32 protein-coding genes are annotated in these 22,205 nt (G+C 58.1%); all 32 read right to left on the reverse strand.

Annotation, left to right across the window (positions count from 1 at the left end):
* Positions 1 to 21: 21 nt before the first annotated feature.
* Positions 22 to 1,023 (reverse strand): DNA-directed RNA polymerase subunit alpha, encoded by a 1,002-nt coding sequence (locus DNK34_RS03955; protein WP_131175035.1) that lies wholly within the window; start codon positions 1,021 to 1,023, stop codon positions 22 to 24.
* 22 nt (positions 1,024 to 1,045) lie between these two features.
* Positions 1,046 to 1,666 (reverse strand): 30S ribosomal protein S4, encoded by a 621-nt coding sequence (gene rpsD, locus DNK34_RS03960; protein ID WP_131175036.1) that lies wholly within the window; start codon positions 1,664 to 1,666, stop codon positions 1,046 to 1,048.
* Positions 1,667 to 1,683: 17 nt separating this feature from the next.
* Positions 1,684 to 2,073, reverse strand: a complete 390-nt coding sequence (gene rpsK / locus DNK34_RS03965; RefSeq protein WP_013789773.1) for a 30S ribosomal protein S11 — start codon at positions 2,071 to 2,073, stop codon at positions 1,684 to 1,686.
* Positions 2,074 to 2,103: 30 nt separating this feature from the next.
* Positions 2,104 to 2,460 carry a 30S ribosomal protein S13 gene (gene rpsM, locus DNK34_RS03970; RefSeq protein ID WP_010487012.1) on the reverse strand — a complete coding sequence of 119 codons (357 nt, stop codon included), beginning with the start codon at positions 2,458 to 2,460 and terminating at the stop codon, positions 2,104 to 2,106.
* Positions 2,461 to 2,591: 131 nt separating this feature from the next.
* On the reverse strand, positions 2,592 to 2,708 hold the full coding sequence (gene rpmJ / locus DNK34_RS03975; protein ID WP_002555468.1) for a 50S ribosomal protein L36: 117 nt from the start codon (positions 2,706 to 2,708) through the stop codon (positions 2,592 to 2,594).
* Between the two features lie 28 nt (positions 2,709 to 2,736).
* Positions 2,737 to 4,065 carry a preprotein translocase subunit SecY gene (gene secY, locus DNK34_RS03980; RefSeq protein WP_131175037.1) on the reverse strand — a complete coding sequence of 443 codons (1,329 nt, stop codon included), beginning with the start codon at positions 4,063 to 4,065 and terminating at the stop codon, positions 2,737 to 2,739.
* Positions 4,066 to 4,500: a 50S ribosomal protein L15 gene (gene rplO, locus DNK34_RS03985; RefSeq protein ID WP_013789770.1), complete on the reverse strand. Its 435-nt coding sequence runs from the start codon at positions 4,498 to 4,500 to the stop codon at positions 4,066 to 4,068. It lies immediately after the preceding gene.
* Between the two features lie 3 nt (positions 4,501 to 4,503).
* Positions 4,504 to 4,683 (reverse strand): 50S ribosomal protein L30, encoded by a 180-nt coding sequence (gene rpmD / locus DNK34_RS03990; protein ID WP_013789769.1) that lies wholly within the window; start codon positions 4,681 to 4,683, stop codon positions 4,504 to 4,506.
* Between the two features lie 2 nt (positions 4,684 to 4,685).
* The gene (gene rpsE / locus DNK34_RS03995; protein WP_131175038.1) at positions 4,686 to 5,186 is read right to left on the reverse strand and encodes a 30S ribosomal protein S5; all 501 of its coding nucleotides are present in this window, start codon (positions 5,184 to 5,186) and stop codon (positions 4,686 to 4,688) included.
* Between the two features lie 3 nt (positions 5,187 to 5,189).
* The gene (gene rplR, locus DNK34_RS04000) at positions 5,190 to 5,540 is read right to left on the reverse strand and encodes a 50S ribosomal protein L18 (protein ID WP_131175039.1); all 351 of its coding nucleotides are present in this window, start codon (positions 5,538 to 5,540) and stop codon (positions 5,190 to 5,192) included.
* Between the two features lie 11 nt (positions 5,541 to 5,551).
* A complete protein-coding gene (gene rplF, locus DNK34_RS04005; RefSeq protein ID WP_013789767.1) occupies positions 5,552 to 6,085 on the reverse strand; it encodes a 50S ribosomal protein L6 in 534 nt (177 codons plus the stop codon).
* A 13-nt stretch (positions 6,086 to 6,098) separates the two neighbouring features.
* Positions 6,099 to 6,491 (reverse strand): 30S ribosomal protein S8, encoded by a 393-nt coding sequence (gene rpsH, locus DNK34_RS04010; RefSeq protein WP_013789766.1) that lies wholly within the window; start codon positions 6,489 to 6,491, stop codon positions 6,099 to 6,101.
* A 200-nt stretch (positions 6,492 to 6,691) separates the two neighbouring features.
* Entirely contained in the window at positions 6,692 to 6,997 is a 306-nt protein-coding gene (gene rpsN / locus DNK34_RS04015) for a 30S ribosomal protein S14 (protein WP_131175040.1), read from the reverse strand.
* A 12-nt stretch (positions 6,998 to 7,009) separates the two neighbouring features.
* Positions 7,010 to 7,549 (reverse strand): 50S ribosomal protein L5, encoded by a 540-nt coding sequence (rplE, locus tag DNK34_RS04020; protein ID WP_131175041.1) that lies wholly within the window; start codon positions 7,547 to 7,549, stop codon positions 7,010 to 7,012.
* 20 nt (positions 7,550 to 7,569) lie between these two features.
* Positions 7,570 to 7,884: a 50S ribosomal protein L24 gene (gene rplX / locus DNK34_RS04025; protein WP_131175042.1), complete on the reverse strand. Its 315-nt coding sequence runs from the start codon at positions 7,882 to 7,884 to the stop codon at positions 7,570 to 7,572.
* 11 nt (positions 7,885 to 7,895) lie between these two features.
* A complete protein-coding gene (gene rplN / locus DNK34_RS04030; protein ID WP_003243907.1) occupies positions 7,896 to 8,264 on the reverse strand; it encodes a 50S ribosomal protein L14 in 369 nt (122 codons plus the stop codon).
* 23 nt (positions 8,265 to 8,287) lie between these two features.
* Positions 8,288 to 8,554, reverse strand: coding sequence for a 30S ribosomal protein S17 (gene rpsQ / locus DNK34_RS04035; RefSeq protein ID WP_131175043.1), 267 nt, complete (start codon positions 8,552 to 8,554; stop codon positions 8,288 to 8,290).
* A gap of 2 nt (positions 8,555 to 8,556) precedes the next feature.
* Complete coding sequence (gene rpmC, locus DNK34_RS04040; RefSeq protein WP_002555481.1) at positions 8,557 to 8,748, reverse strand: 50S ribosomal protein L29; 192 nt, start codon at positions 8,746 to 8,748, stop codon at positions 8,557 to 8,559.
* Complete coding sequence (rplP, locus tag DNK34_RS04045) at positions 8,748 to 9,161, reverse strand: 50S ribosomal protein L16 (protein WP_003243901.1); 414 nt, start codon at positions 9,159 to 9,161, stop codon at positions 8,748 to 8,750. The genes rpmC and rplP overlap by 1 nt, the downstream gene beginning before the upstream one ends.
* A gap of 12 nt (positions 9,162 to 9,173) precedes the next feature.
* Complete coding sequence (gene rpsC / locus DNK34_RS04050; protein WP_131175044.1) at positions 9,174 to 9,860, reverse strand: 30S ribosomal protein S3; 687 nt, start codon at positions 9,858 to 9,860, stop codon at positions 9,174 to 9,176.
* Positions 9,861 to 9,873: 13 nt separating this feature from the next.
* Positions 9,874 to 10,206, reverse strand: coding sequence for a 50S ribosomal protein L22 (gene rplV / locus DNK34_RS04055; protein ID WP_003103908.1), 333 nt, complete (start codon positions 10,204 to 10,206; stop codon positions 9,874 to 9,876).
* Positions 10,207 to 10,217: 11 nt separating this feature from the next.
* Positions 10,218 to 10,493 carry a 30S ribosomal protein S19 gene (gene rpsS, locus DNK34_RS04060; protein ID WP_010486981.1) on the reverse strand — a complete coding sequence of 92 codons (276 nt, stop codon included), beginning with the start codon at positions 10,491 to 10,493 and terminating at the stop codon, positions 10,218 to 10,220.
* Positions 10,494 to 10,509: 16 nt separating this feature from the next.
* Positions 10,510 to 11,334 (reverse strand): 50S ribosomal protein L2, encoded by an 825-nt coding sequence (gene rplB, locus DNK34_RS04065; RefSeq protein ID WP_131175045.1) that lies wholly within the window; start codon positions 11,332 to 11,334, stop codon positions 10,510 to 10,512.
* Positions 11,335 to 11,348: 14 nt separating this feature from the next.
* Positions 11,349 to 11,648, reverse strand: coding sequence for a 50S ribosomal protein L23 (gene rplW, locus DNK34_RS04070; protein ID WP_131175046.1), 300 nt, complete (start codon positions 11,646 to 11,648; stop codon positions 11,349 to 11,351).
* Entirely contained in the window at positions 11,645 to 12,247 is a 603-nt protein-coding gene (gene rplD, locus DNK34_RS04075; protein ID WP_131175047.1) for a 50S ribosomal protein L4, read from the reverse strand. The genes rplW and rplD overlap by 4 nt, the downstream gene beginning before the upstream one ends.
* 12 nt (positions 12,248 to 12,259) lie before the next feature.
* The gene (gene rplC / locus DNK34_RS04080) at positions 12,260 to 12,895 is read right to left on the reverse strand and encodes a 50S ribosomal protein L3 (RefSeq protein ID WP_013789757.1); all 636 of its coding nucleotides are present in this window, start codon (positions 12,893 to 12,895) and stop codon (positions 12,260 to 12,262) included.
* An 83-nt stretch (positions 12,896 to 12,978) separates the two neighbouring features.
* On the reverse strand, positions 12,979 to 13,290 hold the full coding sequence (gene rpsJ / locus DNK34_RS04085) for a 30S ribosomal protein S10 (RefSeq protein WP_013789756.1): 312 nt from the start codon (positions 13,288 to 13,290) through the stop codon (positions 12,979 to 12,981).
* A gap of 209 nt (positions 13,291 to 13,499) precedes the next feature.
* Entirely contained in the window at positions 13,500 to 14,693 is a 1,194-nt protein-coding gene (gene tuf, locus DNK34_RS04090; RefSeq protein WP_131175048.1) for an elongation factor Tu, read from the reverse strand.
* 30 nt (positions 14,694 to 14,723) lie between these two features.
* Positions 14,724 to 16,853 carry an elongation factor G gene (gene fusA / locus DNK34_RS04095; RefSeq protein ID WP_131175049.1) on the reverse strand — a complete coding sequence of 710 codons (2,130 nt, stop codon included), beginning with the start codon at positions 16,851 to 16,853 and terminating at the stop codon, positions 14,724 to 14,726.
* Between the two features lie 30 nt (positions 16,854 to 16,883).
* Positions 16,884 to 17,354 (reverse strand): 30S ribosomal protein S7, encoded by a 471-nt coding sequence (gene rpsG / locus DNK34_RS04100; protein WP_131175050.1) that lies wholly within the window; start codon positions 17,352 to 17,354, stop codon positions 16,884 to 16,886.
* Between the two features lie 118 nt (positions 17,355 to 17,472).
* Positions 17,473 to 17,844 (reverse strand): 30S ribosomal protein S12, encoded by a 372-nt coding sequence (rpsL, locus tag DNK34_RS04105; RefSeq protein WP_003186084.1) that lies wholly within the window; start codon positions 17,842 to 17,844, stop codon positions 17,473 to 17,475.
* Positions 17,845 to 18,002: 158 nt separating this feature from the next.
* Positions 18,003 to 22,202 carry a DNA-directed RNA polymerase subunit beta' gene (gene rpoC, locus DNK34_RS04110; protein ID WP_131175051.1) on the reverse strand — a complete coding sequence of 1,400 codons (4,200 nt, stop codon included), beginning with the start codon at positions 22,200 to 22,202 and terminating at the stop codon, positions 18,003 to 18,005.
* Between the last annotated feature and the right edge of the window lie 3 nt (positions 22,203 to 22,205).

The following is a 22,205-nucleotide window of genomic DNA, read 5'->3' on the forward strand; positions in this document are numbered from 1 at the left end:
CACGTTCGGTGATGATGACGATCAGGCAGTCGCCTTATCGTCTTTCTTCAGACTTGCCGGCGGCCAGTTGTCGAGGCGCATACCGAGGGACAGACCACGGGAAGCCAGAACGTCCTTGATTTCGGTCAGGGACTTCTTGCCCAGGTTCGGCGTTTTCAACAACTCCACTTCGGTACGCTGAATCAGGTCGCCGATGTAGTAGATGTTCTCTGCCTTGAGGCAGTTGGCCGAACGCACGGTCAGTTCCAGGTCATCGACCGGACGCAACAGGATCGGATCGATTTCGTCTTCCTGCTCGATCACCACTGGCTCACTGTCGCCTTTGAGGTCGACGAACGCAGCCAACTGCTGTTGCAGGATGGTTGCCGCACGACGAATGGCCTCTTCAGGATCCAGGGTACCGTTGGTTTCCAGATCGATAACCAGCTTGTCCAGGTTGGTACGCTGCTCGACGCGAGCGTTTTCCACCACGTAGGACACGCGACGCACCGGGCTGAACGAGGAATCGAGCTGCAAGCGACCGATGCTGCGGCTTTCATCTTCATCGCTCTGACGCGAATCAGCTGGCTCATAGCCGCGACCACGAGCTACGGTGAGCTTCATGTTCAGCGCGCCATTGGCAGCCAGGTTGGCGATTACATGGTCGCCGTTGACGATCTCGACATCGTGATCCAGCTGAATATCGGCAGCGGTCACTACGCCCGAGCCCTTCTTCGCCAGAGTCAGTGTCACTTCGTCACGGCCGTGCAGTTTGATAGCCAGACCTTTCAGGTTGAGCAGGATTTCAATGACATCTTCCTGAACACCTTCGATGGCGCTGTACTCATGGAGTACACCGTCAATCTCGGCCTCGACTACTGCACAGCCAGGCATGGAGGACAACAGGATGCGACGCAGCGCGTTGCCCAGGGTATGGCCAAAGCCACGCTCGAGAGGCTCGAGCGTGATCTTGGCGCGGGTCGAACTGACCACCTGCACATCGATATGGCGGGGGGTCAGGAACTCATTTACCGAAATCTGCATGGATGCACCTATTTTCTAGCCCTTACTTGGAGTAGAGCTCGACAATCAGGCTTTCGTTGATGTCAGCGGAGAGATCACCACGAGTCGGGACGCTTTTGAACACGCCGGACTTCTTCTCGGTGTCTACATCTACCCATTCAACGCGGCCACGCTGGGCACACAGCTCAAGAGCTTGAACAATGCGCAGCTGATTCTTCGATTTCTCGCGAACTGCAACCACGTCGCCAGCTTTGACCTGGAACGACGGTACGTTGACAGTCTTACCGTTCACGCTGATCGCCTTGTGCGAAACCAGCTGACGGGATTCAGCGCGGGTAGCACCGTAACCCATGCGGTAAACCACGTTATCCAGACGGCACTCGAGCAGTTGCAGCAGGTTCTCGCCGGTAGCGCCTTTCTGGCTGGCTGCCTGCTTGTAGTAACCGCTGAATTGACGCTCGAGTACGCCGTAGATACGACGAACTTTTTGCTTCTCGCGCAGCTGGGTACCGTAGTCGGACTGACGGCCACGGCGCTGGCCGTGGATACCCGGGGCTGCTTCGATGTTGCACTTCGACTCCAGAGCGCGAACGCCGCTTTTCAGGAACAGATCAGTGCCTTCACGACGAGACAGTTTGCATTTGGGACCAATGTAACGAGCCATTTCTCACTGTCTCCTGATTACACGCGACGCTTCTTCGAAGGACGGCACCCGTTATGCGGGATAGGCGTCACATCGGTGATGCTGGCGATCTTGTAACCGCAACCGTTAAGCGCACGGACTGCGGACTCACGACCCGGACCTGGGCCCTTGACGTTGACGTCGAGGTTCTTCAGGCCGTATTCCAGCGCAGCTTGACCAGCACGCTCGGCAGCCACCTGGGCAGCGAACGGGGTGGACTTGCGAGAACCGCGGAAACCCGAACCACCGGAGGTAGCCCAGGACAGGGCGTTACCTTGACGGTCGGTAATGGTCACGATGGTGTTATTGAAAGAAGCGTGGATGTGGGCGATGCCATCAACCACCGTCTTCTTGACTTTCTTACGAGTACGAGCAGCAGGTTTTGCCATGACTAGATTCCTGTCGATTCGCGAATGCGATTACTTGCGGATCGGCTTACGCGGGCCCTTGCGGGTGCGCGCGTTGGTCTTGGTACGCTGTCCACGAACCGGAAGGCCGCGGCGATGACGCAGGCCGCGGTAGCAACCCAGATCCATCAAGCGCTTGATTTTCATGTTCACTTCACGGCGCAGATCACCTTCGGTGTTCACCTTGGCGACTTCACCACGCAGCTGCTCGATCTGCTCGTCAGAGAGATCCTTGATCTTTGCCGCCGGATTGACACCGGTAGCTGCACAGATTTTCTGTGCGGTGGTGCGACCGACACCAAAGATGTAGGTCAGCGAGATAACAGTGTGCTTGTTATCCGGAATGTTAACGCCTGCAATACGGGCCATTCAGTGGAACTCCAATTGACAGCTACCTACGCCCCGGAAGCCAAGAAATAGGGCGCGAGATATTAGCGCTGTAGAAACAAATAATCAACCCGGCAGCGCACTAGCTGCCGGGCTTATAGCGTCGATCACACTCAGCCTTGGCGCTGCTTGTGACGCGGTTCCGCGCTGCAAATCACTCGAACAACACCTTCACGGCGAATAATTTTGCAGTTGCGGCACAGCTTTTTCACCGATGCACGAACTTTCATCACCAACTCCTCGAACCTTATGGACACTTCAGCGGAGCATGCCGCTGCCGTAGCCCTTCAGGTTGGCTTTCTTCATCAGGGATTCGTACTGGTGCGAAACGAGGTGCGATTGTACTTGCGACATGAAGTCCATCACAACCACTACCACGATCAGCAACGAGGTCCCGCCAAGGTAGAACGGTACGTTGGCCGCCACCACCAGGAACTGGGGCAACAAGCATACGGCCGTCATGTACAGAGCACCGAACATGGTCAAGCGGGTCAGAACGCCATCGATATAGCGCGCCGACTGCTCACCGGGACGGATACCCGGAATAAAGGCACCGGACTTCTTCAGGTTTTCCGCTACGTCTTTCGGGTTGAACATCAGTGCTGTATAGAAGAAGCAGAAGAAAATGATCCCTGCACTAAACAGCAAAATGTTCAACGGCTGACCAGGAGCGATAGCCTGTGAAATATCCTGCAGCCAGCCCATACCTTCGGACTGACCAAACCAGGCACCCAGCGAGGCCGGGAACAACAGAAGGCTGCTGGCGAAAATGGCCGGGATTACGCCCGCCATGTTCACCTTCAACGGCAGGTGGCTGGTCTGCGCCGCGAAGACCTTACGGCCCTGCTGACGCTTGGCGTAGTGCACCGCAATGCGACGCTGGCCACGCTCAATGAACACCACAAAACCGATGATCGCTACTGCCAGCAAACCGATGGCGATGAGGGCGAAGATGTTGATATCGCCCTGCCGAGCAGACTCGAAAGACTGCCCGATCGCCGACGGCAGACCGGCTACGATGCCCGCAAAAATCAGCATCGAAATACCGTTGCCAACACCGCGCTCGGTGATCTGCTCGCCCAACCACATCATGAACATCGCACCCGCCACGAAGGTGGTGACTGCAACGAAGTGGAAGCCGAAATCGACCGAAAACGCCACGCCCTGACTCGCCAGACCAACGGACATGCCGATAGCCTGGACGAAGGCCAGAACCAAGGTGCCGTAGCGGGTGTATTGGCTGATCTTGCGACGACCAGCCTCACCTTCCTTCTTCAACTGCTCCAGCTGCGGGCTGACGGCGGTCATCAGCTGCATGATGATCGATGCCGAGATGTACGGCATGATCCCCAGTGCAAAGATGCTCATCCGCTCCAGCGCACCGCCGGAAAACATGTTGAACAAGCTAAGAATGGTCCCCTCATTCTGTCGAAACAGATCAGCTAGACGATCCGGGTTTATACCTGGAACTGGGATATGCGCGCCGATTCGATAGACGATGATCGCCATGAACAGAAAGCGCAGACGAGCCCAGAGCTCGGACAACCCGCCATTGCTGAGCGCTGAGAGAGCACCTTGCTTAGCCATTTATTCCTCGAACTTACCGCCAGCTGCTTCGATAGCCGCGCGCGCACCTTTGGTGGCGGCGATACCTTTAAGGGTGACCGCGCGAGTAATCTCACCGGACAGCATGACTTTCACACGCTGTACGTTTTGATTAATCAGGTTGGCATCCTTCAGCGCCTGCAGAGTAACTACGTCGCCTTCGATCTTGTTCAGCTCGGACGTACGCACTTCTGCGCGATCCATAGCCTTCAGGGATACGAAACCGAACTTGGGCAGACGGCGGTGCAGAGGCTGCTGGCCGCCTTCGAAACCCGGAGCAATGGTGCCACCGGAGCGCGAGGTCTGACCTTTGTGGCCACGGCCACCGGTCTTGCCCAAACCGCTACCGATACCACGGCCCGGACGGTGCTTCTCGCGACGGGAACCCGGCGCTGGACTCAAATCGTTCAGGTACATGGATCAACCCTCCACACGGAGAAGGTAATAAGCCTTGTTGATCATGCCGCGATTTTCCGGAGTATCCAGAACCTCGACGGTGTGATTGATACGACGCAGGCCGAGACCCTTGACGCAGGCTTTGTGATTGGCCAGGCGGCCATTGGTGCTCTTGATCAGAGTCACTTTGACTGTGTTAGCCATGGTTAGAGAATCTCCTCGACACTCTTGCCACGCTTGGCTGCAACCGAATCCGGAGACTGCATAGCCTTCAGACCTTTGAAAGTGGCATGTACCACGTTCACAGGGTTGGTCGAGCCGTAGCACTTGGCCAGAACGTTCTGAACACCGGCGACTTCCAGGACGGCACGCATGGCGCCACCGGCGATGATGCCGGTACCTTCGGAAGCAGGCTGCATGAACACCTTGGAGGCGCCATGGGCGGATTTCATTGCGTACTGCAGCGTGGTGCCGTTCAGATCCACCTGGATCATGTTGCGACGCGCAGCTTCCATCGCTTTCTGGATGGCAGCCGGCACTTCGCGGGACTTGCCACGGCCGAAACCAACGCGGCCCTTGCCATCACCCACCACGGTCAACGCGGTGAAGGTGAAGATACGGCCGCCCTTGACGGTCTTGGCAACGCGGTTAACCTGAACCAGCTTCTCGATATAGCCTTCGTCGCGCTTTTGGTCGTTATTTGCCATAACTTAGAACTCCAGCCCGCCTTCACGAGCAGCATCAGCCAGCGCCTTGACGCGGCCGTGGTACTTGAAGCCAGAACGGTCGAATGCAACCTGGGTCACACCAGCGGCTTTCGCACGCTCGGCGACCAGTTCGCCAACTTTCTTGGCCGCGTCGACGTTGCCGGTGGCGCCGTCACGCAGTGCTTTGTCCAAGGTAGAGGCGCTGGCCAGAACCTTGCTGCCGTCGGCCGAGATGACCTGGGCATAGATGTGCTGCGAAGAGCGGTACACGCACAGACGCACGGTTTCGAGCTCGTGCATTTTCAGGCGTGCTTTGCGAGCGCGACGCAGACGAGTAACTTTTTTGTCGGTCATTTCCTAGCCCCTTACTTCTTCTTGGCTTCTTTACGGCGGACGACTTCGTCAGCGTAACGAACACCTTTGCCCTTGTAAGGTTCAGGACGGCGGAAGTCACGAATCTCCGCGGCAACCTGACCAACCAGTTGTTTGTCGACACCCTTGATCAGGATCTCGGTCTGGTTCGGGGTTTCGGCCACAACGCCTTCCGGCAGTTGATAGTCGATAGGGTGAGAGAAGCCCAGCGCCAGGTTCAGTACTTGGCCCTTGGCTTGCGCCTTGTAACCAACACCGATCAGCTGCAGCTTACGCTCGAAGCCCTGACTGACGCCGATGACCATGTTGTTGACCAGAGCACGGGTAGTACCGGCCATGGCGCGAGTCTGCTGGTCGCCATTGCGAGCAGCGAAACGCAGCTCACCGGATTCCTGCAGCACTTCAACGGACGAGTGAACGTTCAGTTCCAGAGTGCCCTTGGCACCCTTCACCGAAAGCTGCTGGCCGGCGAGTTTGATCTCTACACCAGCAGGCAGCTTGACGGGGTTCTTAGCAACGCGAGACATGCTTATCCCCCCCTTAGAACACAGTGCAAAGCACTTCGCCGCCGACACCGGCAGCGCGCGCAGCGCGGTCCGTCATCACACCTTTGTTGGTGGAGACGATGGAAACACCGAGACCGCCGCGAACTTTCGGCAGATCATCGACGGACTTGTACTGGCGAAGGCCGGGACGGCTCACGCGCTTGACTTCCTCGATGACCGGACGGCCTTCGAAGTATTTCAGCTCGATGGACAGCTGCGGCTTTGCTTCGCCGCTGATCTGATAACCCGCAATATAACCTTCGTCTTTCAGAACTTTGGCTACAGCCACCTTCAGGGTAGAAGAAGGCATGCTTACGACGGACTTTTCAGCCATCTGGGCATTACGGATACGAGTTAGCATGTCCGCTAACGGGTCCTGCATACTCATGGGCTAGACGCTCCTGATACAAAAAGAATTAGCCTTTCGGCTAAGAGTCACCAGACTGCCGGGCAAAACCCAGGCTCAGGCGAGCCGAGCATTCTAGAGACTGATCAAAAATGAATCAAGCCCCAAAAGGGGCTTGATTCATTTAGCCTGATCGCCGGAGCGCAACCCGAAGGTGTCGCGCCAGCGATTGCCGCAATGACTTACCAGCTGGCCTTGACCAGACCTGGTACGTCACCGCGCATTGCAGCTTCACGCAGCTTGATACGCGACAGACCGAACTTGCGATAAACGCCGTGCGGACGACCGGTAATGCGGCAGCGGTTACGCAGGCGCGAAGCACTGGCGTCACGCGGCTGCTTCTGCAGAGCGACCTGGGCTTCCCAACGCGCTTCCGGAGAGGTTTCCGGATTGACGATGGTGGCTTTCAGCTCGGCACGCTTCTTAGCGTACTTGGCAACCGTGCGCTGACGCTTCAGCTCGCGGTTTTTCATGCTCGTCTTGGCCATTTCCTACTCCAATCAGTTGCGGAACGGGAATTTGAAGGCGCGCAGCAGAGCGCGACCTTCGTCATCCGTACGGGCAGTGGTGGTCAGGGTGATGTCCAGACCGCGCAGCGCATCGATCTTGTCGTAATCGATTTCCGGGAAGATGATCTGCTCTTTCACGCCCATGCTGTAGTTGCCACGACCGTCGAAGGACTTGGCATTCAGGCCGCGGAAGTCACGCACGCGCGGCAGGGAGATGGACAGCAGACGATCCAGGAACTCGTACATACGCTCGCGACGCAGGGTTACCTTGACGCCGATCGGCCAGCCCTCACGGACCTTGAAGCCTGCAATCGACTTACGGGCATGAGTCACGACGACTTTCTGACCGGTGATCTTTTCCAGGTCGGCAACCGCGTGCTCGATGACTTTCTTGTCGCCGATCGCTTCGCCCAGGCCCATGTTCAGGGTGATTTTGGTGATGCGCGGAACTTCCATCACGTTCGACAGCTTAAGTTCGTCCTTAAGCTTCGGTGCGATTTCCTTCCGGTAAATCTCTTTTAGTCGTGCCATGGTCTTCTACCTAGCAGTGTTCAAGCATCAACCGCTTTTTGGGTCGACTTGAAGACACGAATTTTCTTACCGTCTTCGATTTTGAAACCAACGCGGTCAGCCTTGTTGGTTTCGCCATTGAAGATGGCCACGTTGGAAGCGTGCAGCGGCGCTTCTTTCTCGACGATACCGCCTTGAACGCCCGACATCGGGTTCGGCTTGGTATGGCGCTTGACCAGGTTGATCCCACCAACGACCAGACGGTCGTCAGCGAGAACCTTGAGCACCTTGCCACGCTTACCTTTGTCTTTGCCGGCGATCACGATGATCTCGTCGTCACGACGAATCTTTTGCATGTCGGATCTCCTTACAGCACTTCAGGGGCGAGCGAGACGATCTTCATGAACTTCTCGGAACGAAGCTCACGGGTCACGGGCCCAAAGATACGGGTGCCGATCGGCTCCTGCTTGTTGTTCAGCAGAACAGCAGCGTTGCCGTCAAAGCGAATGATCGAGCCATCGGCACGGCGAACGCCGTGACGGGTACGGACGACGACAGCGGTCATCACCTGGCCCTTCTTCACTTTACCGCGCGGAATCGCTTCCTTGACGGTGACCTTGATGATGTCGCCAATGCCAGCGTAGCGGCGATGCGAGCCACCCAGCACCTTGATGCACATGACGCGGCGTGCACCACTGTTGTCGGCCACATCGAGCATGGATTGAGTCTGAATCATATAATTTCTCCGACCCTTAGCCCTTAGACTTCCACTGCGCGTTCGAGAACTTCAACCAGCGCCCAAGACTTGGTCTTGGCCAGCGGACGGGTTTCACGGATGGAAACCTTGTCGCCGATGTGGCACTGGTTGCTTTCGTCGTGCGCGTGCAGCTTGGTCGAACGCTTGACATATTTGCCGTAGATCGGGTGCTTGACGCGACGCTCGATCAATACGGTGATGGTCTTGTCCATCTTGTCGCTGACAACACGGCCGGTCAGCGTACGGACTGTTTTTTCGGCTTCAGCCATGATCACTTACCTGCCTGCTGGTTGAGCACAGTTTTCACACGAGCGATGTCGCGCTTAACTTGCGAGAGCAGGTGAGACTGCCCCAACTGGCCAGTTGCTTTCTGCATGCGCAGATTGAACTGGTCGCGCAGCAGGCCGAGCAGTTGCTCGTTCAGCTGCTGTGCTGATTTTTCACGAAGTTCATTCGCTTTCATCACATCACCGTCCGCTTAACAAAAGTGGTGGCGAGCGGCAGCTTTGCAGCAGCCAGGGCGAAAGCCTCACGCGCCAACTCTTCGGAAACGCCTTCGATCTCGTACAGGACCTTGCCTGGCTGGATCTGGGCTACCCAATATTCAACGCCACCCTTCCCTTTACCCATCCGCACTTCGAGAGGCTTCTTGGTAACCGGTTTGTCAGGGAACACGCGAATCCAGATTTTCCCGCCACGTTTGACGTGACGAGTCAGAGCACGACGAGCGGACTCGATCTGGCGGGCGGTGAGACGACCGCGGGCAACAGACTTCAGCGCGAACTCGCCGAAGCTGACTTTGCTACCGCGCTGAGCCAGACCACGGTTGTGGCCGGTCATCTGCTTGCGGAACTTCGTACGCTTTGGTTGCAACATTTGGCGTACCCCTTACTTAGCAGCTTTTTTACGAGGCGCGGGTGCTTGCGGCTTCAGTTCTTCATGGCGACCACCAATTACTTCGCCCTTGAAGATCCAAACCTTGACACCGATCACACCGTAGGTGGTGTGCGCTTCGTACGTGGCATAGTCGATATCGGCACGCAGGGTGTGCAGCGGCACACGACCTTCGCGATACCATTCGGTCCGTGCGATTTCAGCACCACCGAGACGACCGCTCACTTGGATTTTGATGCCCTTGGCACCGATACGCATGGCGTTCTGTACAGCGCGCTTCATGGCGCGACGGAACATCACACGACGCTCCAGCTGCTGAGCTACGCTCTGCGCAACCAGCATACCGTCGAGCTCCGGCTTGCGGATCTCTTCGATATTGATGTGCACAGGCACACCCATTTGCTTGGTCAGGTCCTGACGCAGCTTCTCAACATCTTCACCTTTCTTGCCGATCACGATACCGGGACGGGCGGTGTGGATGGTGATGCGTGCGGTTTGGGCCGGGCGAGCGATGTCGACACGGCTTACGGACGCGCTTTTTAGTTTGTCGAGGAGATACTCACGCACCTTCAGATCAGCGAACAAGTAGTCCGCATAAGTCCGACCGTCTGCGTACCAGACGGAGGTGTGATCCTTGACGATTCCCAGGCGAATGCCAATGGGATGTACTTTCTGACCCATCTGATCGACTCCGTTACTTGTCCGCAACCTTGACAGTGATATGGCAAGACCGCTTGACGATGCGATCAGCGCGGCCTTTGGCACGCGGCATGATGCGCTTCAGCGAACGCCCTTCGTTGACGAAAACGGTGCTGACCTTCAGGTCATCAACGTCTGCGCCTTCGTTGTGCTCGGCGTTGGCTACAGCCGACTCCAGCACTTTCTTCATGATTTCCGCGGCTTTCTTACTGCTGAAAGCCAGCAGGTTGAGCGCTTCGCCCACCTTCTTCCCGCGGATCTGGTCGGCGACCAAGCGGGCTTTCTGGGCGGAGATTCGAGCGCCCGACAACTTAGCGGCTACTTCCATTTCCTTACCCCTTAACGCTTGGCTTTCTTGTCAGCCACGTGCCCACGATAAGTGCGGGTACCGGCGAACTCGCCCAGTTTGTGGCCGACCATGTCTTCGTTCACCAGAACGGGGACATGTTGACGACCGTTATGCACGGCGATGGTCAGACCGACCATCTGCGGCAGGATCATCGAACGACGCGACCAGGTTTTCACCGGCTTGCGATCGTTCTTTTCCACCGCCACTTCGATCTTCTTCAGTAGGTGAAGATCAATAAAAGGACCTTTTTTCAGAGAACGTGGCACTGTCGTATCCCTCTATTTACTTGCGACGACGGACGATCATGTTGTCGGTGCGTTTGTTACCACGAGTCTTCGCGCCCTTGGTCGGGAAGCCCCATGGAGACACCGGATGACGACCACCAGAGGTACGACCTTCACCACCACCGTGTGGGTGGTCGACCGGGTTCATGGCAACACCACGAACGGTCGGGCGAACGCCACGCCAGCGTTTGGCACCGGCTTTACCCAGCGAACGCAGGCTGTGCTCGGAGTTCGAGACTTCACCCAGGGTCGCGCGGCACTCGGCCAGCACTTTACGCATTTCACCGCTGCGCAGACGCAGGGTGACATACACGCCTTCACGAGCGATCAGCTGCGCCGAAGCACCAGCGGAACGAGCGATCTGCGCGCCTTTGCCCGGCTTCAGCTCGATACCGTGAACGGTCGAACCCACCGGAATGTTGCGCAGCTGCAGGCTGTTACCGGCCTTGATCGGCGCCATCGAACCCGCGACCAGCTGGTCACCGGCAGATACACCTTTGGGGGCGATGATGTAACGACGCTCACCGTCGGCGTATTTCAGCAGAGCGATGTGCGCGGTACGGTTCGGGTCATATTCGATGCGCTCGACAGTGGCAGGGATGCCATCTTTGTCGTTGCGACGAAAATCGACCAGACGGTAATGCTGCTTGTGACCACCACCGATATGACGGGTAGTGATACGGCCGTTGTTGTTACGACCGCCAGTCTTCGACTTCTTCTCGAGCAGCGGAGCGTGAGGAGCGCCTTTGTGCAGCTCCTGGTTGACCACCTTGACCACAAAACGGCGGCCAGCGGAAGTCGGTTTGCATTTAACGATTGCCATGATGCACCCCTTCCTTACTCAGCACTGCTGGCGAAATCGAGATCTTGGCCCGGTTGAAGGGAGATGATCGCCTTCTTCCAGTCGTTACGCTTGCCCAGACCGCGAGCGGTGCGCTTGCTCTTACCCAGAACGTTCTGAGTAGTGACATGCTGAACCTTCACGCTGAACAGGCTTTCGACGGCCTTCTTGATTTCCAGCTTGGTTGCATCGGTTGCAACCTTGAAAACGAATTGGCTTTTCTTATCAGCCAGAGTCGTGGCCTTCTCGGAGATGTGCGGGCCAAGCAGCACTTTGAATACGCGTTCCTGGTTCATCCCAGCAGCTCCTCGAATTTCTTCACGGCAGAAACGGTGATCAGCACCTTTTCATACGCGATCAGACTGACCGGATCGGAACCCTGCACGTCACGAACATCGACATGCGGCAGGTTGCGAGCAGCCAGGTACAGATTTTGATCCACAGCGTCGGAAACGATCAGAACGTCGTTCAGACCCAGACCATTCAGCTTGCCCAGCAGTTCTTTGGTTTTCGGAGCTTCGACAGCGAAGTCCTCGACCACGACCAGACGGTCGCTACGAACCAGCTCAGCAAGAATCGAACGGATCGCCGCGCGATACATCTTCTTGTTCAGCTTCTGGTCGTGATTCTGCGGACGGGCCGCGAAGGTCACACCACCGCCACGCCAGATCGGACCACGAGTGGTACCGGCACGCGCACGGCCAGTACCCTTCTGACGCCATGGGCGTTTGCCGCCGCCGGACACGTCGGAACGGGTCTTCTGCTGCTTGCTGCCCTGACGGCCGCCGGCCATGTAGGCCACGACTGCTTGGTGAACCAGGGTCTCGTTGTAATCGCCACCGAAAGTCGCTTCGGACACTTCGATCGCTTGAGCGCCATTTACATTTAATTGCATGTCAGCTTCCCCTTAACCGCGAGCCTTGGCCGCCGGACGCACAACCAGGTTGCCGCCAGTAGCGCCAGGAACAGCACCCTTGACCAGCAGCAGATTGCGTTCAGCGTCGACGCGCACAACTTCCAGGGACTGCACAGTCACGCGCTCAGCACCCATGTGACCGGACATTTTCTTGCCCTTGAAGACACGACCCGGAGTCTGGCACTGGCCAATCGAACCCGGAACGCGGTGGGACACGGAGTTACCGTGAGTGTTGTCTTGGCCGCGGAAGTTCCAACGCTTGATGGTACCGGCAAAGCCTTTACCTTTGGACTGACCGGTCACGTCGACCAGTTGACCAGCTTGGAAGATTTCAGCGTTGATCAGATCGCCAGCCTGGTAGTCGCCTTCTTCAAGACGGAATTCCAGAACGGTACGACCTGCCGCGACGTTCGCCTTGGCGAAGTGACCGGCCTGAGCCTTGCTGACACGAGAAACGCGACGCTCGCCGACAGTGACTTGCACTGCACGATAGCCATCGGACTCCTCAGTTTTGAACTGGGTGACGCGATTCGGCTCGATCTCGATGACCGTGACCGGAATGGAGACACCTTCTTCGGTGAAAATGCGGGTCATGCCGCACTTACGACCGACTACACCAATAGTCATGTTGTAAACCTCATGAGTGTACGGGGCTTTCACCCGCTATGGCCGCCCATTTCAGAGCGTTACACGACTAAAACCCCAAGGTTTTAGCCGAGGCTGATCTGTACTTCCACGCCAGCCGCAAGATCGAGCTTCATCAGCGCATCAACGGTTTTATCCGTTGGCTGGACGATGTCCAGAACGCGCTTATGAGTACGGATCTCGTATTGATCACGCGCGTCTTTGTTGACGTGCGGGGAAGTCAATACGGTGAACCGCTCTTTGCGAGTAGGCAGAGGAATCGGACCACGCACCTGAGCACCAGTACGTTTCGCGGTTTCCACGATTTCCTGGGTTGATTGATCGATCAGGCGATGGTCAAAAGCCTTCAACCGAATACGGATTTGTTGGTTTTGCATTTTGACCTCAGATTCCAAGCTGCTATTCCCAACAGGCGCAATACGCCCGTTAAAAGGAGGCGTGATTCTATAGATGCCCCCCACCAGTGTCAACCCAATAAGCAAATGCCCGGAGGCCTGCGCGCAACGACGACCCGCAGGCTGACCAGCCAGGGAAGACGGACATAAAAAAGCCCCCGCAAGCGGAGGCTTTTTTCAGGACCTACCGATTACTCGGCAATCTTGGCTACAACACCGGCGCCTACGGTACGGCCGCCTTCGCGAATCGCGAAACGCAGGCCATCTTCCATGGCGATCGGCTTGATCAGGGTAACAACCATTTTCACGTTGTCGCCCGGCATGACCATCTCAACGCCTTCCGGCAGTTCGCACGAACCGGTCACGTCAGTGGTACGGAAGTAGAACTGCGGACGGTAGCCCTTGAAGAACGGAGTGTGACGACCACCCTCTTCCTTCGACAGCACGTACACTTCTGCTTCGAACTTGGTGTGCGGCTTGATGGTGCCCGGCTTGGCCAGGACCTGACCACGCTCGACGTCGTCACGCTTGGTGCCGCGCAGCAGCACGCCACAGTTCTCGCCGGCACGACCTTCGTCGAGCAGCTTGCGGAACATCTCGACACCGGTGCAGGTGGTCTTGGTGGTTTCACGCAGACCCACGATCTCGATCTCTTCCTGGATCTTGACGATACCGCGCTCGACACGACCGGTTACCACGGTACCGCGGCCGGAGATCGAGAACACGTCCTCGATCGGCATCAGGAACGGACGGTCGATGGCACGAACCGGCTCAGGGATGTAGCTATCCAGGGTCTCGACGAGCTTCTTGACGGCAGTGGTGCCCATCTCGTTGTCGTCCTGGCCGTTCAGTGCCATCAGCGCGGAACCGATGATGATCGGCGTGTCGTCGCCCGGGAAGTCGTAAGTGCTCAGCAGATCGCGCACTTCCATTTCCACCAGCTCCAGCAGCTCGGCGTCATCGACCATGTCAGCCTTGTTCAGGAACACGACGATGTACGGAACACCTACCTGACGCGACAGCAGGATGTGCTCGCGAGTCTGCGGCATCGGGCCGTCGGCGGCCGAGCAGACCAGGATCGCGCCATCCATCTGGGCTGCACCGGTGATCATGTTCTTCACGTAGTCGGCGTGACCCGGGCAGTCAACGTGCGCGTAGTGACGTACAGACGAATCGTACTCCACGTGGGCGGTGTTGATGGTGATACCACGAGCCTTCTCTTCCGGGGCGCTGTCGATCTTGTCGAAATCAACCTTGGCGGAACCGAAAACCTCGGAGCAAACGCGGGTCAGCGCTGCGGTCAGAGTGGTTTTACCGTGGTCAACGTGACCGATGGTGCCGACGTTGACGTGCGGTTTGTTACGTTCAAATTTTTCTTTAGCCACGACAGTGAACCTCTTGCCTAAAGGGCCTTATCAGCCTTGTTTTTTAACCAGTGCTTCGACGATGTTCGCCGGAGCCTCGGAGTACTTGGAGAATTCCATGGAGTAGCTTGCGCGACCCTGGGACATGGAGCGAACGTCGGTCGCATAACCGAACATCTCACCCAGCGGAACCTCGGCACGGATAACCTTACCGGAAACCGAGTCTTCCATACCCTGGATCAGACCACGACGACGGTTCAGGTCACCCATCACGTCACCCATGTAGTCCTCAGGGGTTACCACTTCCACTTTCATGATCGGCTCAAGCACAACACCGCCGCCCTTCTGGGCCAGCTGCTTGGTCGCCATGGAAGCCGCCACCTTGAACGCCATCTCGTTGGAGTCGACGTCATGGTAGGAACCGTCGAACACGGTAGCCTTCAGGCCGATGAGCGGATAGCCGGCAACGACGCCGTTCTTCATCTGCTCTTCGATACCCTTCTGGATGGCCGGGATGTATTCCTTCGGAACCACACCGCCCACGACTTCGTTGACGAATTCCAGACCTTCCTGGCCCTCGTCGGCCGGAGCGAAGCGGATCCAGCAATGGCCGAACTGACCACGACCACCGGACTGACGCACGAACTTGCCTTCGATCTCGCAGTTCTTGGTGATCTTCTCGCGGTAGGAAACCTGCGGCTTGCCGATGTTGGCCTCGACGTTGAATTCGCGCTTCATGCGGTCAACGAGGATGTCCAGGTGCAGCTCACCCATACCGGAGATGATGGTCTGGCCGGTTTCTTCGTCGGTCTTGACGCGGAACGACGGGTCTTCCTGAGCCAGCTTGCCCAGCGCGATGCCCATCTTTTCCTGGTCAGCCTTGGTCTTCGGCTCTACAGCCACCGAGATGACCGGCTCCGGGAAGTCCATGCGCTCGAGGATGATCGGCTTGTCGGCGTTGCACAGGGTGTCACCGGTGGTGACGTCCTTCATGCCGATCAGTGCAGCGATGTCGCCAGCGCGCACTTCCTTGATCTCTTCACGCTGGTTGGCGTGCATCTGCACCATACGGCCCACGCGCTCTTTCTTGCCCTTGACCGAGTTGATCACGGAGTCGCCAGAGGTCAGGAAGCCCGAGTAGACGCGAACGAAGGTCAGGGTACCGACGAACGGGTCGGTAGCAATCTTGAACGCCAGGGCCGAGAACGGCTCGTTGTCGTCAGCGTGACGCTCGTCGTAATCAGCGTCTACCAGCTCGTCTTTCGGCTTCTCGATCAGATCAGGATGGATACCCTTGATCGCCGGAATTTCGGTCGGAGCAGGCAGGAAATCGATGACGGCGTCGAGAACCAGGGGAACGCCCTTGTTCTTGAACGAGGAACCGCAGACAGCCGGAACGATCTCGCTGGCCAGCGTACGCAGACGCAGACCTGCCTTGATCTCTTCGACAGTCAGCTCACCGCCTTCAAGGTACTTGTTCATCAGCTCTTCGTTGGCTTCGGCAGCAGCCTCAACCATGTTCGAGCGCCACTCGTTGGCCAGGTCGACCAGCTCCGCAGGAATCTCTTCCTCGCGATAGGTGGTGCCCTTGTCGTCTTCGTTCCAGTAGATCGCCTTCATCTTGATCAGGTCGACCTGACCTTCGAAGTTCTCTTCGGAACCGATTGCCAGCTGGATCGGCACCGGAGTGTGGCCCAGACGGCTCTTGATCTGACCGACGACGCGCAGGAAGTTGGCGCCGGCACGGTCCATCTTGTTCACGTAGACGATACGCGGCACACCGTACTTGTTGGCCTGACGCCATACGGTTTCCGACTGCGGCTCGACACCCGAAGTACCACAGAACACCACGACCGCGCCGTCGAGTACGCGCAGCGAGCGCTCGACTTCAATGGTGAAGTCAACGTGGCCGGGGGTATCGATGACGTTTACGCGGTAGTTGTCATACTGTCCAACGGAACCTTTCCAGAAGGTGGTAACGGCAGCGGAGGTGATGGTGATACCACGCTCCTGCTCCTGCACCATCCAGTCGGTGGTTGCCGCACCGTCGTGCACCTCACCCATCTTGTGGCTGAGACCTGTGTAGAACAGGATCCGCTCGGTCGTGGTGGTCTTGCCCGCATCGACGTGGGCACAGATACCGATGTTACGGTAGCGGTTAATTGCTGTAGTACGAGCCATAAAGCCCTCGCAAGTTGAATGGTGCCTGGATTAGAAACGGTAGTGCGAGAACGCTTTGTTGGCCTCAGCCATACGGTGCACGTCTTCACGCTTCTTAACCGCAGCACCTTTGCCTTCAGAGGCATCCAGCAACTCACCAGCCAGGCGCAGAGCCATGGATTTTTCGCCACGCTTACGGGCGAAATCCACCAGCCAGCGCATGGCCAGGGCGTTACGACGGGACGGACGAACTTCGACCGGAACCTGGTAAGTGGCGCCGCCTACACGGCGCGACTTTACTTCGACCAGCGGAGCGATGGCGTCGAGAGCTTTCTCGAAGATTTCCAGGGGATCGCTGTTCTTACGTTCCTTGACCTTGTCCAGGGCGCCATAAACGATACGCTCGGCAACGGCTTTCTTGCCGCTTTCCATCACGTGGTTCATGAACTTGGCCAGGATTTGGCTTCCGTATTTTGGATCGTCAAGCACTTCGCGCTTGGCTGCTACACGACGTCTTGGCATTTGATAAGCCCTCAAACGGTCTTCAGGTTAGCTCGGGACTCGAACCTTGCGGCTCCGCCCGACCTTACTCTTATCGACTCAGAAAAATGGAAAACTGCAGTTTCAACTCAAGCACCGATTACTTCGGACGCTTGGTACCGTACTTCGAACGACCCTGGTTACGGCCTTTGACGCCGGAAGTATCCAGAGAGCCGCGCACGGTGTGGTAACGCACACCCGGCAGGTCTTTTACACGACCGCCACGGATCAGCACGACGCTGTGTTCCTGCAGGTTGTGGCCTTCACCGCCGATGTACGAGGAAACCTCGAAACCGTTGGTCAGGCGTACGCGGCATACTTTACGCAGTGCCGAGTTAGGTTTTTTCGGCGTAGTGGTGTACACGCGAGTGCACACGCCACGACGCTGCGGGCAGTTCTGCAGCGCAGGCACGTCGGATTTCTCGACGATACGCTTGCGCGGCTGACGTACCAGCTGGTTGATCGTTGCCATCTACTAGCTCCACTGTCGTCTTTCGACGTTATTTATTTACAACATAAATAAAATGGCAGGGCTTATGCCCTGCCATATTTAGGGGTGCATGAGTCTAAAGAGACTCGCCCCCCCAGTCAAGACACGGGCCCCGACCGCCAGGCGGCCGAGGCACGCGCTCAATTTTCGCTGGAGTTCAACGCTTCGGTCAGTGCAGCTTCCACTTCACTGGCGCTGACGCGAACCGGCTTGTCGGCATCGCGGCGACGCTTGCGCTCGCTGTGATAGGCCAGACCGGTACCGGCCGGGATCAGACGACCCACGACCACGTTCTCTTTCAGGCCGCGCAGGAAGTCGCGCTTGCCGGTAACCGCCGCCTCGGTGAGGACGCGGGTGGTTTCCTGGAACGATGCCGCCGAGATGAACGACTCGGTGGACAACGAGGCCTTGGTGATACCCAGCAGGACCCGGGTGTACTTGGCGACGAACTTGTCTTCGGCAGACAGGCGCTCGTTTTCGCCCAGCACGCTGGTCAGCTCCATCTGGTCGCCCTTGATGAAGGTGGAGTCACCCGACTCGGCGATCTCGACCTTGCGCAGCATCTGCCGCAGGATGGTCTCGATGTGCTTGTCGTTGATCTTCACGCCCTGCAGGCGGTAGACGTCCTGGATCTCGTTGACGATGTACTTGGCCAGGGCGCTGACGCCGAGCAGACGCAGGATGTCGTGCGGATCGCTCGGGCCGTCGGAGATGACTTCGCCCTTGTTGACCTGTTCACCTTCGAACACGTTCAGGTGACGCCATTTCGGGATCAGCTCTTCGTACGGATCACTGCCATCGGTCGGCGTGATGACCAGGCGGCGCTTGCCCTTGGTCTCCTTGCCGAACGAGATGGTGCCGCTGATTTCCGCCAGAATCGAAGCTTCTTTCGGACGACGCGCTTCGAACAGGTCGGCAACGCGCGGCAGACCACCGGTGATGTCACGGGTCTTCGAGGTTTCCTGGGGGATACGCGCGATGACGTCGCCGACACCGATCTGCGCACCGTCGGCCACACCGACCAGGGCGTTGGCCGGCAGGAAGTACTGAGCCGGAACATCGGTACCCGGCAGCAGCAGTTCCTTGCCGTTGGCGTCGACCATCTTGATCGCTGGACGGATTTCCTTGCCGGCGGCCGGACGATCCTTCGGATCCAGGACTTCGATGTTGGTCAGACCGGTCAGTTCGTCGGTCTGACGCTTGATGGTGATGCCTTCCTCCATGCCGACGAAGGTCACGATACCTTTCATCTCGGTGACGATCGGGTGGGTGTGCGGGTCCCACTTGGCGACGATGGTGCCGGCGTCGACCTTGTCGCCTTCCTTCACCGAAATCACCGCACCGTACGGCAGCTTGTAGCGCTCGCGCTCACGACCGAACTCGTCGGCCACGGCCAGCTCCCCGGAACGCGATACCGCGATCAGGTTGCCGTCCAGACGCTCGACGTGCTTCAGGTTGTGCAGGCGGATGGCACCGCCGTTCTTCACCTGGACGCTGTCGGCAGCCGAAGTCCGGCTCGCCGCACCACCGATGTGGAAGGTCCGCATGGTCAGCTGGGTACCCGGCTCACCGATCGACTGAGCGGCGATGACACCGACCGCTTCACCGATGTTGATCTGGTGACCACGGGCCAGGTCACGACCGTAGCACTTGGCGCAGATGCCGTAGCGGGTTTCGCAGCTGATCGGCGAACGCACGATCACTTCGTCGATGCTGTTCAGCTCGATGAACTCGACCCAGCGCTCGTCGACCAGGGTGCCGGCCGGCACGATGACTTCATCGGTACCCGGCTTGAACACGTCACGGGCGATCACTCGACCCAGTACGCGCTCACCGAGCGGCTCGACCACGTCGCCGCCCTCGATGTGCGGGGTCATGTGCAGACCCTGCTCGGTGCCGCAATCGATCTCGGTCACCACCAGATCCTGCGCCACGTCGACGAGACGACGGGTCAGGTAACCGGAGTTCGCGGTCTTCAGTGCGGTATCCGCCAGACCTTTACGCGCACCGTGCGTGGAGATGAAGTACTGCAGTACCGACAGACCCTCGCGGAAGTTCGCGGTGATCGGCGTCTCGATGATCGAGCCGTCCGGCTTGGCCATCAGACCGCGCATACCGGCCAGCTGACGGATCTGCGCAGCGGAACCCCGGGCGCCGGAGTCGGCCATCATGTACATGGAGTTGAAGGACTCCTGGTCGACTTCCTTGCCCTCGCGGTCGATGACCTTCTCTTTCGAGAGGTTGGCCATCATCGCCTTGGACACTTCATCGTTGGCCTTCGACCAGAGGTCGATCACCTTGTTGTACTTCTCGCCCTGGGTGACCAGGCCGGAGGCGTACTGCGATTCGATTTCCTTCACTTCCTCGGTAGCGGCGTCGATGATGCGCGCCTTCTCATCGGGGATGACGAAGTCGTTCACGCCGATCGACACACCAGAAATGGTCGAATAAGCGAAACCGGTATACATCAGTTGGTCAGCGAAGATCACGGTGTCCTTCAGACCAACGGTGCGGTAGCACTGGTTGATCAGCTTGGAGATCGCCTTCTTCTTCATCGGCTGGTTGACCACGTCGTAGGACAGGCCGGCAGGCACCACCTGGAACAGCAGCGCACGGCCGACGGTGGTGTCGACGATACGGGTGTTCTTGGTGATCGAGCCGTCCTTCTCCTTGATGGTCTCGTTGATGCGCACTTTCACCCGGGCGTGCAGCGAGGCTTCGCCGCCACGGAATACCCGGTCGACTTCCTGCAGGTCGGCGAATACGCGACCTTCACCCTTGGCGTTGATGGCTTCGCGGGTCATGTAGTACAGACCCAGTACCACGTCCTGCGACGGCACGATGATCGGCTCGCCGTTGGCGGGCGACAGGATGTTGTTGGTCGACATCATCAGCGCGCGCGCTTCGAGCTGGGCTTCCAGCGTCAGCGGCACGTGAACGGCCATCTGGTCACCGTCGAAGTCGGCGTTGTACGCGGCGCAGACCAGCGGGTGCAGCTGGATGGCTTTACCTTCGATCAGTACCGGCTCGAAGGCCTGGATACCCAGGCGGTGAAGGGTCGGTGCACGGTTGAGCAATACGGGGTGTTCGCGAATCACTTCGGCGAGAACGTCCCACACTTCCGGCAGCTCGCGCTCGACCATCTTCTTGGCAGCCTTGATGGTGGTCGCCAGACCACGCATTTCCAGCTTGCCGAAAATGAACGGCTTGAACAGCTCCAGCGCCATCTTCTTCGGCAGACCGCATTGGTGCAGACGCAGTGCCGGACCAACGGTAATGACCGAACGGCCGGAGTAGTCAACGCGCTTGCCGAGCAGGTTCTGACGGAAACGACCCTGCTTACCCTTGATCATGTCAGCCAGGGATTTCAGAGGACGCTTGTTCGAACCGGTGATGGCGCGACCGCGACGACCGTTGTCGAGCAGTGCGTCGACCGCTTCCTGCAGCATGCGCTTTTCGTTGCGCACGATGATGTCGGGAGCGGACAGGTCGAGCAGGCGCTTGAGACGATTGTTACGGTTGATGACGCGGCGATACAGATCGTTGAGGTCGCTCGTTGCGAAACGGCCACCGTCCAGCGGCACCAGCGGACGCAGGTCTGGCGGCAGAACCGGCAGCACGGTCAGCACCATCCACTCCGGCAGGTTGCCGGAACCCTGGAAGGCTTCCATCAACTTCAGGCGCTTGGACAGCTTCTTGATCTTGGTTTCCGAGTTGGTCTGCGGAATCTCTTCGCGCAGGCGACCGATCTCGTGCTCCAGGTCGATGGCGTGCAGCAGCTCGCGCACGGCCTCGGCGCCCATGCGGGCGTCGAAGTCGTCACCGAACTCTTCCAGCGCTTCGAAGTACTGCTCATCGTTGAGCAGTTGGCCTTTTTCCAGGGTGGTCATGCCCGGGTCGATAACGACATAGCTCTCGAAATAGAGCACGCGCTCGATATCGCGCAGGGTCATGTCCATCAGCAGGCCGATACGGCTCGGCAGCGACTTGAGGAACCAGATGTGGGCAACCGGCGAAGCCAGCTCGATGTGCGCCATGCGCTCACGACGCACCTTGGCCAGGGCGACTTCGACGCCGCACTTCTCGCAAATCACACCACGGTGCTTGAGGCGCTTGTACTTGCCGCACAGGCACTCGTAATCCTTGACCGGGCCAAAGATCTTGGCGCAGAACAGGCCGTCACGCTCGGGTTTGAACGTACGGTAGTTGATGGTTTCCGGCTTTTTAACTTCACCGAACGACCACGAACGGATCATCTCGGGCGAAGCGAGGCCGATGCGAATGGCATCGAACTCTTCGACTTGACCCTGGTTTTTCAGCAAATTCAGTAGGTCTTTCAAGGC

Origin of the sequence: Phytopseudomonas dryadis (genome assembly GCF_004327355.1) — a bacterium.
Taxonomy (GTDB): Bacteria; Pseudomonadota; Gammaproteobacteria; order Pseudomonadales; family Pseudomonadaceae; genus Aquipseudomonas; species Aquipseudomonas dryadis.